This is a genomic window from Breoghania sp. L-A4 (genome assembly GCF_003432385.1).
In the GTDB taxonomy this organism is placed as follows: Bacteria; Pseudomonadota; Alphaproteobacteria; order Rhizobiales; family Stappiaceae; genus Breoghania.
The window spans coordinates 1,921,125-1,934,039 of record NZ_CP031841.1 but is presented as its reverse complement, the minus strand read 5'-3'; the positions used below and the strand labels follow the sequence as shown (position 1 = coordinate 1,934,039).

Annotated in this window: 15 protein-coding genes, 1 tRNA gene and 1 pseudogene; 13 read left to right on the top strand and 4 right to left on the bottom strand. The window is 60.4% G+C overall.

The window, feature by feature from the left end; genetic code table 11:
- Nucleotides 1–42 precede the first annotated feature (42 nt).
- From D1F64_RS08985 to D1F64_RS08960, 6 genes are all read left to right on the top strand, one after another.
- Entirely contained in the window at nucleotides 43–195 is a 153-nt protein-coding gene (locus D1F64_RS08985) for a hypothetical protein (RefSeq protein ID WP_248304681.1), read from the top strand.
- 6 nt (nucleotides 196–201) lie between these two features.
- On the top strand, nucleotides 202–939 hold the full coding sequence (locus D1F64_RS08980) for an ATP-binding protein (protein WP_117412166.1): 738 nt from the start codon (nucleotides 202–204) through the stop codon (nucleotides 937–939).
- A gap of 192 nt (nucleotides 940–1,131) precedes the next feature.
- Nucleotides 1,132–2,238, top strand: coding sequence for a hypothetical protein (locus tag D1F64_RS08975; protein ID WP_117412165.1), 1,107 nt, complete (start codon nucleotides 1,132–1,134; stop codon nucleotides 2,236–2,238).
- 44 nt (nucleotides 2,239–2,282) lie between these two features.
- Nucleotides 2,283–3,818: a type IV secretion system DNA-binding domain-containing protein gene (locus D1F64_RS08970; RefSeq protein WP_117412164.1), complete on the top strand. Its 1,536-nt coding sequence runs from the start codon at nucleotides 2,283–2,285 to the stop codon at nucleotides 3,816–3,818.
- A gap of 4 nt (nucleotides 3,819–3,822) precedes the next feature.
- Nucleotides 3,823–4,377 carry a hypothetical protein gene (locus D1F64_RS08965; RefSeq protein WP_117412163.1) on the top strand — a complete coding sequence of 185 codons (555 nt, stop codon included), beginning with the start codon at nucleotides 3,823–3,825 and terminating at the stop codon, nucleotides 4,375–4,377.
- Nucleotides 4,374–5,609, top strand: coding sequence for a DNA phosphorothioation-associated DGQHR protein 1 (locus D1F64_RS08960; protein WP_117412162.1), 1,236 nt, complete (start codon nucleotides 4,374–4,376; stop codon nucleotides 5,607–5,609). Before D1F64_RS08965 ends, D1F64_RS08960 begins: the two co-directional genes overlap by 4 nt.
- Nucleotides 5,610–5,936: 327 nt before the next feature.
- Here D1F64_RS08960 and D1F64_RS08955 read toward each other — a convergent pair.
- The 3 genes from D1F64_RS08955 to pcaC all read right to left on the bottom strand — a co-directional run bounded on the left by D1F64_RS08955 (nucleotide 5,937) and on the right by pcaC (nucleotide 7,399).
- Nucleotides 5,937–6,028, bottom strand: a tRNA-Ser gene (locus D1F64_RS08955).
- Between the two features lie 249 nt (nucleotides 6,029–6,277).
- The gene (locus D1F64_RS08950; protein ID WP_117412161.1) at nucleotides 6,278–6,907 is read right to left on the bottom strand and encodes a glutathione S-transferase N-terminal domain-containing protein; all 630 of its coding nucleotides are present in this window, start codon (nucleotides 6,905–6,907) and stop codon (nucleotides 6,278–6,280) included.
- Nucleotides 6,908–7,006: 99 nt separating this feature from the next.
- Nucleotides 7,007–7,399 (bottom strand): 4-carboxymuconolactone decarboxylase, encoded by a 393-nt coding sequence (gene pcaC, locus D1F64_RS08945; RefSeq protein ID WP_117412160.1) that lies wholly within the window; start codon nucleotides 7,397–7,399, stop codon nucleotides 7,007–7,009.
- 267 nt (nucleotides 7,400–7,666) lie between these two features.
- Here pcaC and D1F64_RS08940 point away from each other — a divergent pair, with 267 nt between their 5' ends.
- The 5 genes and pseudogenes from D1F64_RS08940 to D1F64_RS08930 all read left to right on the top strand — a co-directional run bounded on the left by D1F64_RS08940 (nucleotide 7,667) and on the right by D1F64_RS08930 (nucleotide 9,464).
- The gene (locus tag D1F64_RS08940; protein WP_117412159.1) at nucleotides 7,667–8,257 is read left to right on the top strand and encodes a YceI family protein; all 591 of its coding nucleotides are present in this window, start codon (nucleotides 7,667–7,669) and stop codon (nucleotides 8,255–8,257) included.
- A 60-nt stretch (nucleotides 8,258–8,317) separates the two neighbouring features.
- A pseudogene (locus tag D1F64_RS25385) lies at nucleotides 8,318–8,632 on the top strand (cytochrome b/b6 domain-containing protein); the annotation flags it as partial.
- A gap of 29 nt (nucleotides 8,633–8,661) precedes the next feature.
- Complete coding sequence (locus D1F64_RS25380; protein ID WP_346432314.1) at nucleotides 8,662–8,898, top strand: cytochrome b/b6 domain-containing protein; 237 nt, start codon at nucleotides 8,662–8,664, stop codon at nucleotides 8,896–8,898.
- An 18-nt stretch (nucleotides 8,899–8,916) separates the two neighbouring features.
- Nucleotides 8,917–9,141 (top strand): hypothetical protein, encoded by a 225-nt coding sequence (locus D1F64_RS24400; RefSeq protein WP_248304680.1) that lies wholly within the window; start codon nucleotides 8,917–8,919, stop codon nucleotides 9,139–9,141.
- On the top strand, nucleotides 9,138–9,464 hold the full coding sequence (locus D1F64_RS08930) for a YceI family protein (RefSeq protein ID WP_248304679.1): 327 nt from the start codon (nucleotides 9,138–9,140) through the stop codon (nucleotides 9,462–9,464). The genes D1F64_RS24400 and D1F64_RS08930 overlap by 4 nt, the downstream gene beginning before the upstream one ends.
- Before the next feature lie 174 nt (nucleotides 9,465–9,638).
- Here the strand turns inward: D1F64_RS08930 and D1F64_RS08925 are convergent, their stop codons facing one another.
- Nucleotides 9,639–10,106 carry a DUF4405 domain-containing protein gene (locus tag D1F64_RS08925; protein WP_248304678.1) on the bottom strand — a complete coding sequence of 156 codons (468 nt, stop codon included), beginning with the start codon at nucleotides 10,104–10,106 and terminating at the stop codon, nucleotides 9,639–9,641.
- A 204-nt stretch (nucleotides 10,107–10,310) separates the two neighbouring features.
- Here D1F64_RS08925 and D1F64_RS08920 point away from each other — a divergent pair, with 204 nt between their 5' ends.
- The gene (locus D1F64_RS08920; protein WP_117412158.1) at nucleotides 10,311–11,951 is read left to right on the top strand and encodes a fumarate hydratase; all 1,641 of its coding nucleotides are present in this window, start codon (nucleotides 10,311–10,313) and stop codon (nucleotides 11,949–11,951) included.
- 349 nt (nucleotides 11,952–12,300) lie between these two features.
- A complete protein-coding gene (locus D1F64_RS08915) occupies nucleotides 12,301–12,909 on the top strand; it encodes a L,D-transpeptidase (protein ID WP_117412157.1) in 609 nt (202 codons plus the stop codon).
- The last annotated feature ends 6 nt before the right edge of the window (nucleotides 12,910–12,915 follow it).

Below are 12,915 nucleotides of genomic sequence, written 5' to 3'. Positions count from 1 at the left end.
CGAAATGTTGTTGTGCTTCTCGATAATCCAGATGGACGGACCATGATCAAGGATGCCTGCAAGGCCAATGGGATGCTTTTCGCCGAGTTTGAAGAGCTGGTACAGGCTGAGGTTGAACAAACGGGAAAGCAACGCCGAGCTGGCCTGTGGGATTCCTTTGACGATATCCTTGACCGCATTCAAGTGGACGAATAACAGCCCATGCATCTTTCACACATCACGTTGCGGGACTGGAAGGCCTATACGACGGCCAATTTTGATTTCCCGGCACCGGCAAGCGGTCGAAATATCGTTTTGATCGGCGCCCCCAATGGCTACGGCAAGACAAGTCTTTTTGAGGCCATTGTGCTTGGGATGTTCGGGCGGGATGGCCTGCCGCTGATCGCCCGTTCGCCGTTTTCAGGTGCGGACAAGGAGCGTCTCGCTACCTCCTACAAAAACTTTCTAGAGAAAGCGCTTCATGGTGGCGCAACTGCGGCGGGGCGTACGTCCTGTTCTGTGAAACTGATCTTCACCGACGACAATGATGAGCCGCTTGAAATTCAGCGCATCTGGCATTTCAGCGACTCTGGCGCGTATCGCCCTCAAGATGAGGAAATCCACATCTACGAGGGCTCAACCCGCAAGGCCGTTGGCCCAGGGGCGTTGCAGGGAAACGACCGCGCAGATTGGTTTCGCGAGTACATTGCAGAAAATCTTCTGCCCTTCACATTGGCGCACTTCTTCATGTTCGATGGCGAACAGGTGAGCGTGCTTGCAGAGCGGGAGATGTCGGCGCAGGTTCGTGCTGGCATCGAAGGTCTGCTCGGTATTCCAGTTCTGAAACAACTTGCAAAGGACTTGCGCTCCTATGCAGAAGTTCGGCGCAAGGAGTCCCCGAACGTTTCCGACAAGACTATCGAAAAGCTGGAACTCGAGCGACACACGCTCACCTTCTAGTATGACAAGAAGTCAACTCGTCTGGCCGAAATAGAACCCAGTCGCGCCGCTCTAAAGGAAGAGCAGGAGCATCTGATCCGCGAACTGGCCAGCTTTGGCGCTGGTTCGCAGGCCCTACTTCAAGAACAATTCGAGCAGATCAAGAACTATGAGCGCGCTATTGAAGACGGAAATGCACAGCTCGAAGATCTGATGATGAAAGACCTTGCGCTGGCGCTGTGCGGCCTACCGCTTCGAAAGAGCGTCAAGGCCCGGCTTCTGAGCGAGGGCGTGCTCGAGCGCTGGGAGAATGGGAAAAGCCAGGGAGACAGCAATCTGGAGCGTTTCCTTGCCTCGGTCGATGCCGGCATGCAGGAGCTTGATCCGGCGCTCACGGGTGGCCAGCGAGAAGGCGTTTTGAACAGCGCTCGCAGTGCTTGGGAGAAGCTCTGGTATCCGCCTCCCGACAACTGTGCAGAGGTCTATCTGCACCCATACCTGAATGAGCTGGAACGCTCCAAAGTGATCGACCGGCTCGAAGAGCTGGATGAGTTGGGAGCGCCGGCGATTGTCGAACTGTTGGCCAGCATTGCAGCCAACGAAGAGGCGCTTAAGCGTCTGCAAGATGAAGTCATGCGCACCGAAGCGGTAGCACCACATGTGGATACGAAGCGCGAGCGCCTATCCCATGTCGGCAGCGAACTTCAGAGGTTTGATCAGGAGATCGGGGCGCTGCGGCGTGAGATGGCCTCGCTGGAAAGCCAAATTGGCCAGAAGAATACGGATCTGACGAAGCTCTCTGGTCAGCTTGACCAAGCTGCCCCGTCCGCCCGGCGCGCCGCGCGTGCGAACAAGGTCGCGATGATGGTCGACCAGATCGTGGCAAAAGCAGTGCCAAGCCAGATTGACGCAATAGCGGCGGCCATGACGACGGCGCACCGCTCTATGGCACACAAGAAAGACCTGGTGGAGCGTATCGCCATCGATGAGAATTGCGACGTGAAGCTCCTAAATGCTGCTGGCGTTGACTTGCGTGGTTACGACCTCTCGGCTGGTGAAAAGCAAATCTTCACCCAAGCCTTGATCTCTGCCGTGTCGTCGGTTTCGGGCCGCGGCTTTCCAATGGTGGTCGATACGCCGCTCGGACGTCTTGATATCGAGCATCGTAAGGGTGTGCTGAATCATCTCGTGCAGCGCGAACATCAGGTTATCTTGCTCTCCACAAACACCGAAGTCGTGGGAGAGTATCTTCGGGAAATTGCGCCGCACGTGCAGAAAAAGTATCTGGTCCACTTTGAGCGGGTTGGTGATATCGGTTAGTCCACGGTTCGTCCCGGATACTTTGACGAGACGGGAGGACAGGCATGAGCATTTCCCTCGTTGAAGTCGCGGGCGCCAACTTCCGCACAGATTACGACAGCGACAAGCTCAACACAGATTTCATGGGGCGGCTTGGGATGCGCAAACGCTATCTCCCCGCCCGCTTAGCAATCTCGCGTTCCCTGGCGATGAGCGCTCCAATTTCCCTTTCAGCTGATGAGCTGGAGCCGGGAAAAGTGATCAAGGGCGACACGCTTTTCGGCACAGGCACAGCGCTTTCCGTATGGCTGGCGCTGATCGTGGAGCGTGCCGGGGAGCCGGACGTCGATATCAAAAGACTTGTCACGCTGGTCGGTGCCCATTGGCGGCGTGGGCTAGCAAAGCTAGACGACGAGTGGGAACAGGCTGGAGCCGATCTCGGACAATTTATCCGGCGTCTTGTAGACGTGGCTGAACTTCCCTCAGCGGGAGGCCGTTTGCCGACGTCCGGCGGCGCGGGCGCATCCGGCGCCACTTTCTCCAGCGGCGAGATCAAAGTTCCCCTCGGCGAGATCGGGGAGGATGTCGCCACCAAGGAAAAGGTCTTTTGGAGCCTGAATGGTAAGGGTGGCGCGCCCCACACGGCAATCATGGGCGGTAGCGGCTCGGGCAAGACGGTTATGGCAGCCGCCATGCTGCGTTCCATTCGTGAGCAGGCTCCGGTGCCGCTGCTGGCCTTTGATTTCAAGGGGGACCTCGCAGGCTTTACTGGCACGAAGGCTCAAACCGCACTCGGTGAAGCCTTTGAGGCACAGGTAATCGAGCCTCCGCGCATGCCCATCCCGCTCGATGTTCTTGCACTCTCGCAGAAAGACCAGTTCGGGATTGACGAGGCGGCGATGCGGTTCCGCGAGTCCTTCTCGCGGCTAAAGGGCTCAAAGCTGGGAAACATCCAGCGCAACTACGTCCATGAAGCGGCCAGTCGAGCGCTTTCCTCGGAGGAACCCTGTGAACTGCGGCACATCCGCGACCGCTTGCATGATGTCTATCAGGAGCATGAGGTCAAGGAAGACGGCGCCGTTTCAAGCATGGAAGAGTTGTGCCGGTTTCCGCTGTTCGAGCCAAAGTTCTCTCCGGCGGAGTTCTTCCAGAAGAGCTGGATCATCAAGCTGCCGCCAAACGTCCCGGAAGACAGTCGTACAATTGTCGTCAACCTACTGCTGGATGCGCTGGACCAGTATCTGAATGGCCTTGTGGATGCCGAGACAAGCCCAGATGGCGCGCGGGGTCTTCGCATCCTGTGCATGATCGATGAAGCGCACCAGATCCTCGGGACCAAGCTGCCCTCGCTATCTCGTCTGATCCGTATGAGCCGATCCAAAGGCGGCGTTGTTATGCTGGTCTCTCAATCTCCCGATGACTTTTCCGGCGAAGACGATGAGTTCCTGGACAACATGGGCTTGGTCGCAGCGTTCGCGACCAACGCAAAGCCAGGGGCTGCAGCGCGCGTTCTCGGCAAGGGTGCCAACCTTACGAACCTTCAGACAGGCCAGTGCTTCGTGCGGTTCGACAAAAACACCAAGAAGATCAGAGCCTGGTAATCAAATGAGTGAAGTGGATAAAACAAACTCCGAATATAATCGTGAGTTTCTTAAAGAGTTGAGGCGCCGTACGAAAACGCCCTTGTCCGATCTGACCTTCATTTTCTATCTAGTTTTTGGCGTAGTCCTCTTCAGTGGTTTTGGCGTCTTTGTGGAGATTGTAAAGTATTGGTTCTCGGGAAGCCCTTTGGACGTCCAAGGCTTACAGGGTGTGCGTGCCGCATTGGCTGTGTTCTATCCCGCACTAATAGGTGCCGCGTCTTTACAGCTCACGCTTGAGGCAGTCAAGAATTCGAAAACCTTGATGGCGGTCTTTGCAATCAGCTCACTTTTGATAATGTTGATTGCAGCGGCTGTTCTTGGCATACAAGAATTCCGCCAAGAGGGGCCGAAGCATATTTTTTCGTTGTCATTTATTTTGTCGCTTTTTGGGCTTTGGATTTGGACAGTCGCGAACGCAGATAACCCAGACCTAAAAACGAAGCCCAAACCTGAAGACGCCGTTGGCGGTAGTGTGACCCGCAAGCTTCCAGGCAGTACAACTGGGTTCACAGAATGACCAAATTCAGCTTCCCCTATGAGACCCACGCCCTTCGTGTCGACCAACGCCTAGGCACTTTTTTCGTTGTTGCCCTCCCGGCAGAACTTCTTCTGCAAGTTGCCGCCAGTGACCGGATGCGAGCGACTATGAAGCAGGATGGCAGCGGCTACACTCTTGAAGGTACCCAGCGTCTCATCCAAGACAAGCGCCTGAACGAGATTGCATCCTACATCAACCGTGTGGATTCCGCCTTCCCAAATTCGATCATCGTGGCCGCAAATTATGATATTGATACCGGTTTCGATCAAGGCGAGTTGGAATACATGTCCTCAGACGAGGAAGGGGTTCCGCTTGTTAGATCGGACGTCTGGTCGATCACCGAATCTAAAGATGGCTGCCACAAGCTCACAATCCCGTCTTCGAAGAAGTTAGCTGCCATTATCGATGGCCAGCATCGGCTCTTTTCGTTCGCTCGCGCCGAAGCTGATGCCATGGACAGCATGACTTTGCTATGTTCGGTTTTCCTCGATCTGCCTAAGGCGCTCCAGGCTCAAGTTTTCGCCACTATCAATTCGACGCAGAAGCGTGTGGACCGCAGTCTGACCTATGAGCTGTTCGGCTACAACGTATCGGACGAGGCTGAGGAATACTGGACGCCAGATAAGCTGGCCGTATTTTTCACGCGTAAACTCGGTACTGATTCCGACTCGCCGCTTCAGGGAAGGATCATGGTTGCGCCGAAGCGTGATGTCGCCCTTGAGAAACTGGCGGCGGAGGCGAATTGGCGTGTTTCGACAGCCGTGATCGTAGATGGAATCCTTCGCCTGTTCTCAAGCAATCCGAAGCGCGACGCCAATCTTATGCGAAAGGACGAGGCGAGACCGCGCCGTGGATTGAAGGACGGACCAAACGATCGCTCACCGCTCCGCGAGGTCTTCATCGAAGGAAATGACGCGCTTATCTACAAAATGGTTCTGAACTATCTCAAAGCGAGTGAGGATGTCTTCTGGAAGAATGCCAGTGAGGAATCCTTCATATTCCGGACAATTGGCGTTCAGGCCATCTTCGACATACTTCGAAAAGTCGCCGGGCAATCACTGGAGGCGAAGGATATCAGCGTTGGGTTTTTCACAGCGCTTCTGGAGGGCGCGCGCCCGATTGACTTCGCAACGGAGCGTTTCCGAAATCCATCTGGATCTGGGCGAACAGTGATCCGCCGCGCCATCGAGGAAGCTATCGGTATCACGTAGGGTGTATCGCAATCATGAGTTGTTCGGTCAGCTCGCGCATCAAATGGAAAAAGCTCCCCTTCAGGTTTGGATCTTGGTTCCATAAGCCAAGTGCCACTGACGTCGAAGTGCTCAGCCGCAGACTCGAAAAAGACTCGCAATTCCAGGTATTTGCAAGAAATTCACCAAAACGGCGCAGTCATGAGGTCCGGAGAATATGGGCCCGGAGAGAACGCCTCTGGGCCTCCTGACACCAGGACCGGTGCTCAGCCCCTCCCGCATAACCCTCGAAAACAACGCAAAAATCCGGCCGCAGCCGGATCGGGAGAGCGCTTTCGTTTGGGCAAATGGCGGAGAGGAAGGGATTCGAACCCTCGAGACAGTTTAACCCGCCTACTCCCTTAGCAGGGGAGCGCCTTCGACCACTCGGCCACCTCTCCAATTCCGTCTGTAAGGGAGTGCGGCGGGCGGCGCAAGGGTGGAGGTGCCTTTCCACATGATTTTCGGCGACCGATGGGCGCAAGCACGCCCGAAAACGCCGACAAAGCCTGCCGAGTGCGCGTGGCATTCGCGCTGAAATCGACCCGCTTTCGCCGGCAATTCACGAGGGCCGGGCGCGCCGTCCGGGTCAGCGCGACCGTCCGGAAGCATCCGGGCCGGCCGGGCCGGATGCCCTGTCGCGCTGTTCCTCACGGCATCGGGATCGGGCCCATGTCCTTGGGCACCTGATAGCCGCGCTGCACGGCGGGACGGGCGGCCACGTCGAGATACCAGCGCTTGACGCTGGGAAAGTCGTTCAGATCCACGTCCTGCCACTCGAAGCGCGAGGCCCAGGGCCAGATCGCCATGTCGGCGATGGAATAGTCGCCCGCGACATAATCATTGTCGGCCAACTGCCTGTCGAGCACGCCATAGAGACGCCGCGCCTCCTTCTTGTAGCGCTCGGTCGCGTAGGGCGCCTTGTCGGGGTTGAAGTGCACGAAATGATGCGCCTGACCCAGCATCGGGCCGAAACCGCCCATCTGCCACATCAGCCACTCCATCACCTTCCAGTAGCCGGCCTCGTCGGAGGGCAGGAATTTTCCGGTCTTCTTCGCCAGATACAGCAGGATCGCGCCCGACTCCATCAGCGTGGTGCCCGTCTCGCGGTCGACGATCGCCGGAATCTTGTTGTTGGGCGAGATTTCGAGGAATTCCGGCGCGAACTGCTCGTCCTGCATGATGTTGATGGCATGCGTCTCGTACGGCAGGCCGCATTCCTCCAGCATGATGGAGACCTTGCGGCCGTTCGGTGTCGTCCAGGAATAGAAATCGATCATTGCTTCCCCCTCGTTTGATCCGCGGCGCGCGTGTCGACGCCGCCATCCCGGGCGCACCACCGCCAGCCGCACCGCGGCCCGGATGGCCGTGTGACGCGCTCAGGCCTTGCTGTTTTCGTATTCGGCCACCGTCGCCGCCGCCTCCTTGAAGGCGGTGTTGGCGGCGGGCACGCCGCAATAGATGGCCGACTGCATCAGCACTTCCTTGATGTCATCGGGCTCCAGCTCGCCCTCGAACAGGGCCGCGCGCACGTGCATGACGAATTCCTCCCAGCGCCCCAGCGCCACCATCATGGCGAGTACCAGCAGCCGCCGGGTCTTGTGGTCGAAGCGCTCGCGCGTCCAGATCTCGCCCCAGGCATAGCGGGTGATCAGATCCTGGAATTCCTCCGAGAACGAGGTCTTGCTGGCATCCGCGCGGTCCACATGCGCATTGCCCAGAACCGTGCGGCGGGTCTTCATGCCCATCGCGTGGCGCTCGCGTTCGTCCATCTATTGGTCCTCATGACGGTTGACTGGCTGGCCGGACACAGGATCCGGATTCGGCGCATACCGTGACCGCGACGGCCGTTTCGGTCAACCGCCACGGCCGTCCCCCACCGCAACAGCAAGCGTGCCAACACCGCGACCCGATTGTTCGCCACGGCTGAACAGTGCGTGCAGTTGCAGTGCAGCATGCGCGACGCGATGTGAGGGCGAGCGCGTTGCCTTGCGCCCGCGCCACCAAAACACGTCATGCACCCGTTTCAGGAGCCTTCCATGTCCCGTCTCTCCACCGCGCTTCTCGCCGCCAGCCTGCTCACCGCCCCTGCCCTTCTCGCCGGCACGGCCAGCGCCGAACCGGTCGACTACGCCATCGACCACAGCCACGCCGCGCTGACCTTCACGGTCAACCATTTCGGCTATTCCACCGTGCACGGCCGGTTCTCGGATTTTGACGGCACCGTTGTGATCGACGAGGAAGCGCCGGAGAACTCCAAGGTCGCGGTGACCATCGACACGGCGAGCCTGGAGACCTTCTGGGATCCGCGCGACGAACACCTGAAGACCGCCGACTTCTTCAACGTCGAGGCCTTCCCCAAGGCGACGTTCACCAGCACCAAGGTGGAGAAGACCAGCGACACGACGCTCGATGTCACCGGCGACTTCACGCTGCTCGACGTCACCAAGCCGGTGACCATCACCTTCACCGTGAACAAGAGCGCGCCGAACCCGGCGACCCAGGTTCAGACGATCGGCCTTGTCGGCACCACCACGCTGACGCGCAGCGACTTCGGCATGTCGACCTATGTGCCCGCCGTCTCCGACGAGATCCCGGTGCGCATCGACCTGGAACTGAACCAGAAGTAAGCCGCTGAAAGACACGCCGCGCCCGCGGCGTGTCCCCGCCCCACCGCCCAAGGACAGACCATGCTGCGCAACAGCCCTTCCGGATACGGCGCCATCGCCATCGCGTTCCACTGGACAATGGCCGTGCTGATCCTCGGCATGCTGGGGCTCGGGCTCTACATGCACGAACTGCCGCAGGCCGACCCGGCCACTTTCCAGCTCTACCAGTTGCACAAGTCCTTCGGGTTTGTGGCGCTGGCGCTGGCCGGCCTGCGGCTCGCCTGGCGGTTCGCCAACCCCTCGCCGTCGCTGCCCGCCACCATGCCGCGTTGGGAAAAGCGCGCAGCGCATCTGGGCCACACCGGCCTCTACGCCCTGATGCTGGCGATACCGCTCACCGGCTGGGCGATGGTCTCGGCAAGCCCGTGGAACATCCCCACGGTGCTGTTTGGCACGCTCACCATGCCGCATCTGCCGATCCCCGACGCGCTGGGCTCCAAGGCGGCGGTCGAGGGGTCTTTCGCGAGGCGCACGAGCTTCTCGCCTGGGGCCTGATCGCGCTGCTCGGCCTTCATATAGCTGCCGCGTTCAAGCACCACCTGATTGCCCGCGACGACACGGTGCGGCGCATGACATCGCCGCGTTACGCCCGCGGCGCGTGACCTTTTTTGGAGATCCCCATGCTGAAGATTCTCGCTCTCGCCGCCAGCCTCGGCCTGGCAAGCACCGGCGCGCAGGCCGCCCAGTGGCAGATCGATCACGACAACAGCAGCCTCACCTTCGAGGCCTCGCAGGCGGGCGCCGCGGTGCCGGGCCAATTCCGGACCTGGGACGCCGAGATCGACTTCGACCCCAAGACCTTGCGGCGGCGAAGATCCGCGTCACCATCGACACCGGCTCGGTGACCAGCGCCAACGCGCAGGCCGCCCAGATGCTGCCCGGTGAGGGCTGGTTCAACGCGGGCGCCTTCCCGAAAGCCACCTTCGAGGCGCAGGACGTGATCGACACCGGCAACGGCGCCTATGAGGCCATCGGCACCCTGACCATCAAGGACATCGCCATGCCCATGGTGCTGCCGTTCACACTGACGATCGACGGCGACACGGCAACCGCCTCCGGCACGGCGGAGGTGCTGCGCGGCGACTACGCCATCGGCAAGGATATTTCGGAAGCCACCGTCGCCGGCGGCGTCAAGGTGATGTTCGAGATCGTGGCGGCGACGAAGTAGCGCTGCGGGCCTGAGGTCCGCACGGCACTTGCGGACAAGGCTCATACCCTCGATCGTCATCCTCGGCCTTGTGCCGAGGATCCATTCTTTTCAATAACTTATGGGTGATCTGGACAAGCCCGAGCATGACGAACAAGAGTTCGGGGGTCTTTCCTCAAGCTCAGCGGGCGCGCCTCAATCCTTAAGGTGCGCGAGCACGCCGGCGATGTCGCGATCGGACTTGCCGTTGGCGGCCGCCACCTGCTGCAGGTTGAGCGCATCCAACGGCACCGAGTAGCCGTTCTGCTCAAGCGCCGCGACAAGCGTCTCGCGCGTGTGCCCGAAGACCGGCGCGACCGCCTCGAGCGGGCTCGATTGCACGGACCGCAGCACCATCACCATGGGATTGCCCGACGGCGCGTCGCCGGATGTCGGCCATGCGAAAGGCACCGCCGCGATCACCGAGACCGCCAGGGCGACGGCCATGGGCGTGCGCCTGAAATAGGCGAGAAACGGCTTCCAGTTCTTCCACACATGCAGCACGAACGGCGCGATCAGCACCATCGACAGCCACTCGTGCATGCCGTGGAAAAGCCCCTGCCCCCAGTGGAAGAACAGGGCGATGCCGGAGACCAGCGAGACGATGAAAAGACCGGTCAGCAAGGGGTCGCGTAGCGGGAGAAAAGTCCGGGCATGGGAGGCGCCTCACAGATGGAACACCCTGAAACAGCTAAATGCCGCGGCGATGATTGTCCTGTTAATCTTTGGTAATGTCGCGCCGCGCCACCCGCCCCTTGGCCTTCCCCCCATCCCGCGTAAAAGGCATGCAATCCCCTTGGCCGCGCTTTTTGGGAGAGCCGCACAACTATGACCGCCCAGCCGAAGACCCCGCCGGACTACACCCATTCCTCCATGTATCCGCTGTCGGAGGACACCACGCCCTACCGCAAGCTGACCTCCGACTTCGTCTCCACCGCCAGCTTCAACGGCGAGGAGGTTCTGGTGGTCGAGCGCGAGGGCATGCGGCTGCTCGCCGAGGAAGCCTTCAAGGACATCAACCATTTCCTGCGCCCCGGCCACCTGGAGCAGTTGCGCAAGATCCTCGATGATCCGGAAGCCACCGAAAACGACAAGTTTGTGGCCTTCGATCTGCTGAAAAACGCCAGCATTTCCGCGCATGGCGTTCTCCCCATGTGCCAGGACACCGGCACCGCGATCGTCATGGGCAAGAAGGGCCGGCGCGTGTGGACCGACGGCTCGGACGAGGCGGCGCTGGGCGAAGGCTCGCGCGACGCCTATTTCCACAAGAACCTGCGTTATTCGCAGCTCGCGCCGCTGTCGATGTTCGAGGAAAAGAACACGTCGAACAACATGCCCGCTCAGATCGACCTCTACGCCGAGGGCGAGGATTCCTACAAGTTCCTGTTCATGGCCAAGGGCGGCGGCTCGGCCAACAAGACGTTTCTGTTCCAGGGCACGCCGTCGCTGCTCACCCATGACCGGCTGATCGAGTTCCTGAAGGAGAAGGTGCTGACGCTCGGCACCGCCGCCTGCCCGCCCTATCACCTCGTCATCGTCATCGGCGGCACCTCGGCCGAGATGAATCTCAAGACCGTAAAGCTGGCCTCCGCGCGCTATCTCGACAATCTGCCGACGCAAGGCTCGGAACTGGGCCACGCCTTCCGCGATCTCGAGATGGAGGAAGAGATCCACAAGCTGACGCAGGCGACCGGCGTCGGCGCGCAGTTCGGCGGCAAATATTTCTGCCACGACGTCCGCGTCATCCGGCTGCCGCGCCACGGCGCCTCGCTGCCCATCGGGCTCGGCGTCTCCTGCTCGGCCGACCGCCAGGCCACCGGCAAGATCACGAAGGACGGCATCTTTCTCGAGCAGCTCGAGATGCACCCGGAAAAATACATGCCGGAAGTGACCGACGAGCATCTCGACGACACGGTCGTGAAGATCGACCTCACCCGGCCGATGACCGAGATTCTCGGAGAGCTGACGAAACACCCGATCAAGACGCGGCTGTCACTCTCCGGTCCGCTGATCGTGGCGCGCGATCTGGCGCATTCGAAACTGCGCGAGCGGCTGGAGGCGGGCGAGCCGCTGCCCGATTATTTCAAGAACCACCCGATCTATTACGCCGGGCCGGCCAAGACGCCCGAGGGCATGCCGTCGGGCTCCTTCGGCCCGACGACGGCCGGGCGCATGGACGCCTATGTGGACCAGTTCGAGGCCGCCGGCGGCTCCATGGTGATGCTCGCCAAGGGCAACCGCTCCGCCCAGGTGCGCCGCGCGTGCCAGGCGCACGGCGGGTTCTATCTCGGCTCGATCGGCGGACCGGCGGCGCGTCTTGCGCAGGACTGCATCAAGTCGGTGGAATGTGTCGAATACGAAGAGCTCGGCATGGAAGCGATCTGGAAGATCGAGGTCGAGGACTTTCCCGCCTTCATCGTCATTGATGACAAGGGCAACGACTTCTTCAAGGAACTGAATCTGGGCTGACACCGGGCGGCGCAAGATCTTCAGAACCGGCCCAGCGGGCGGCGAATCACTTCGCCGCCCGTTCGCGTGTCTTGGCCGGTTCGCCGCGCATACGCGGAATTGCGGGATAACGCCCCGTCCGTGATCACTTTTTGTTCAATATGAATGCGGGTTTCGAAAGCTTCGGGCGAAAATGTGGCCTATTCACAACAGACCTTGCGTTATATGCATTCGACGACCGTGTGATGATGATCACAGCTTGCGAAAGCGGCCGCGCGTTAACATCATCGCAACCGCCGCTTGACATGGTTAACAGCAGGCACGGGTCCCGCAGGGCGCGGACATTCAAGAGGCATCAAAGGGGAATAGGATGCGCAGGTTTTTCCTGGTCGTGACGGCATTGATCACGGGCGCGGTGGCGGCAACCACCATTGTTACGGCCGCTTCGGCCGCCAACAAGTTTTTTGATCCGACCACAAAGCGCTGGGTCGAATACGGCAGCAGGCTGAGCCACAGCGGCAAGTCGCCGATCAAGCGCGAAGTCGTCAGCTACGACGGCAACTACGCGCCGGGCACGATTGTCATCGATACGGCCGAGCGCCGCCTCTACCACGTGCTGGAAAACGGCAAGGCCCGCAAGTACGGCATCGGCGTTGGCCGCGACGGGTTCCAGTGGTCCGGTACCCACCGCGTGAGCCGCAAGGCGGAATGGCCGGGCTGGACCCCGCCGCCGGCCATGCGCGCCCGCGCCGCCCGCAACGGCCAGACCCTTCCGGCCCACATGGAAGGCGGCCCGAACAACCCGCTCGGCGCCCGCGCCATGTACATCGGCTCCACCATCTACCGCATCCACGGCTCCAACGAGCCCTGGACGATCGGCGGCGCGGTCTCCTCGGGCTGCATCCGCATGGCCAACGAAGACGTCATGCATCTGTATGAAAACGTTGAGGTTGGCGCGAAGGTCGTCGTCCAGCGCTAGTCCGCC

Coding starts and splice junctions, on each gene's coding strand:
- D1F64_RS08985 (WP_248304681.1), top strand. CDS start 43: ATGATCAAGGATGCCTGCAAGGCCAATGGGATGCTTTTCGCCGAGTTT.
- D1F64_RS08980 (WP_117412166.1), top strand. CDS start 202: ATGCATCTTTCACACATCACGTTGCGGGACTGGAAGGCCTATACGACG.
- D1F64_RS08975 (WP_117412165.1), top strand. CDS start 1,132: ATGATGAAAGACCTTGCGCTGGCGCTGTGCGGCCTACCGCTTCGAAAG.
- D1F64_RS08970 (WP_117412164.1), top strand. CDS start 2,283: ATGAGCATTTCCCTCGTTGAAGTCGCGGGCGCCAACTTCCGCACAGAT.
- D1F64_RS08965 (WP_117412163.1), top strand. CDS start 3,823: ATGAGTGAAGTGGATAAAACAAACTCCGAATATAATCGTGAGTTTCTT.
- D1F64_RS08960 (WP_117412162.1), top strand. CDS start 4,374: ATGACCAAATTCAGCTTCCCCTATGAGACCCACGCCCTTCGTGTCGAC.
- D1F64_RS08950 (WP_117412161.1), bottom strand. CDS start 6,907: ATGATCGATTTCTATTCCTGGACGACACCGAACGGCCGCAAGGTCTCC.
- pcaC (WP_117412160.1), bottom strand. CDS start 7,399: ATGGACGAACGCGAGCGCCACGCGATGGGCATGAAGACCCGCCGCACG.
- D1F64_RS08940 (WP_117412159.1), top strand. CDS start 7,667: ATGTCCCGTCTCTCCACCGCGCTTCTCGCCGCCAGCCTGCTCACCGCC.
- D1F64_RS24400 (WP_248304680.1), top strand. CDS start 8,917: ATGCTGAAGATTCTCGCTCTCGCCGCCAGCCTCGGCCTGGCAAGCACC.
- D1F64_RS08920 (WP_117412158.1), top strand. CDS start 10,311: ATGACCGCCCAGCCGAAGACCCCGCCGGACTACACCCATTCCTCCATG.
- D1F64_RS08915 (WP_117412157.1), top strand. CDS start 12,301: ATGCGCAGGTTTTTCCTGGTCGTGACGGCATTGATCACGGGCGCGGTG.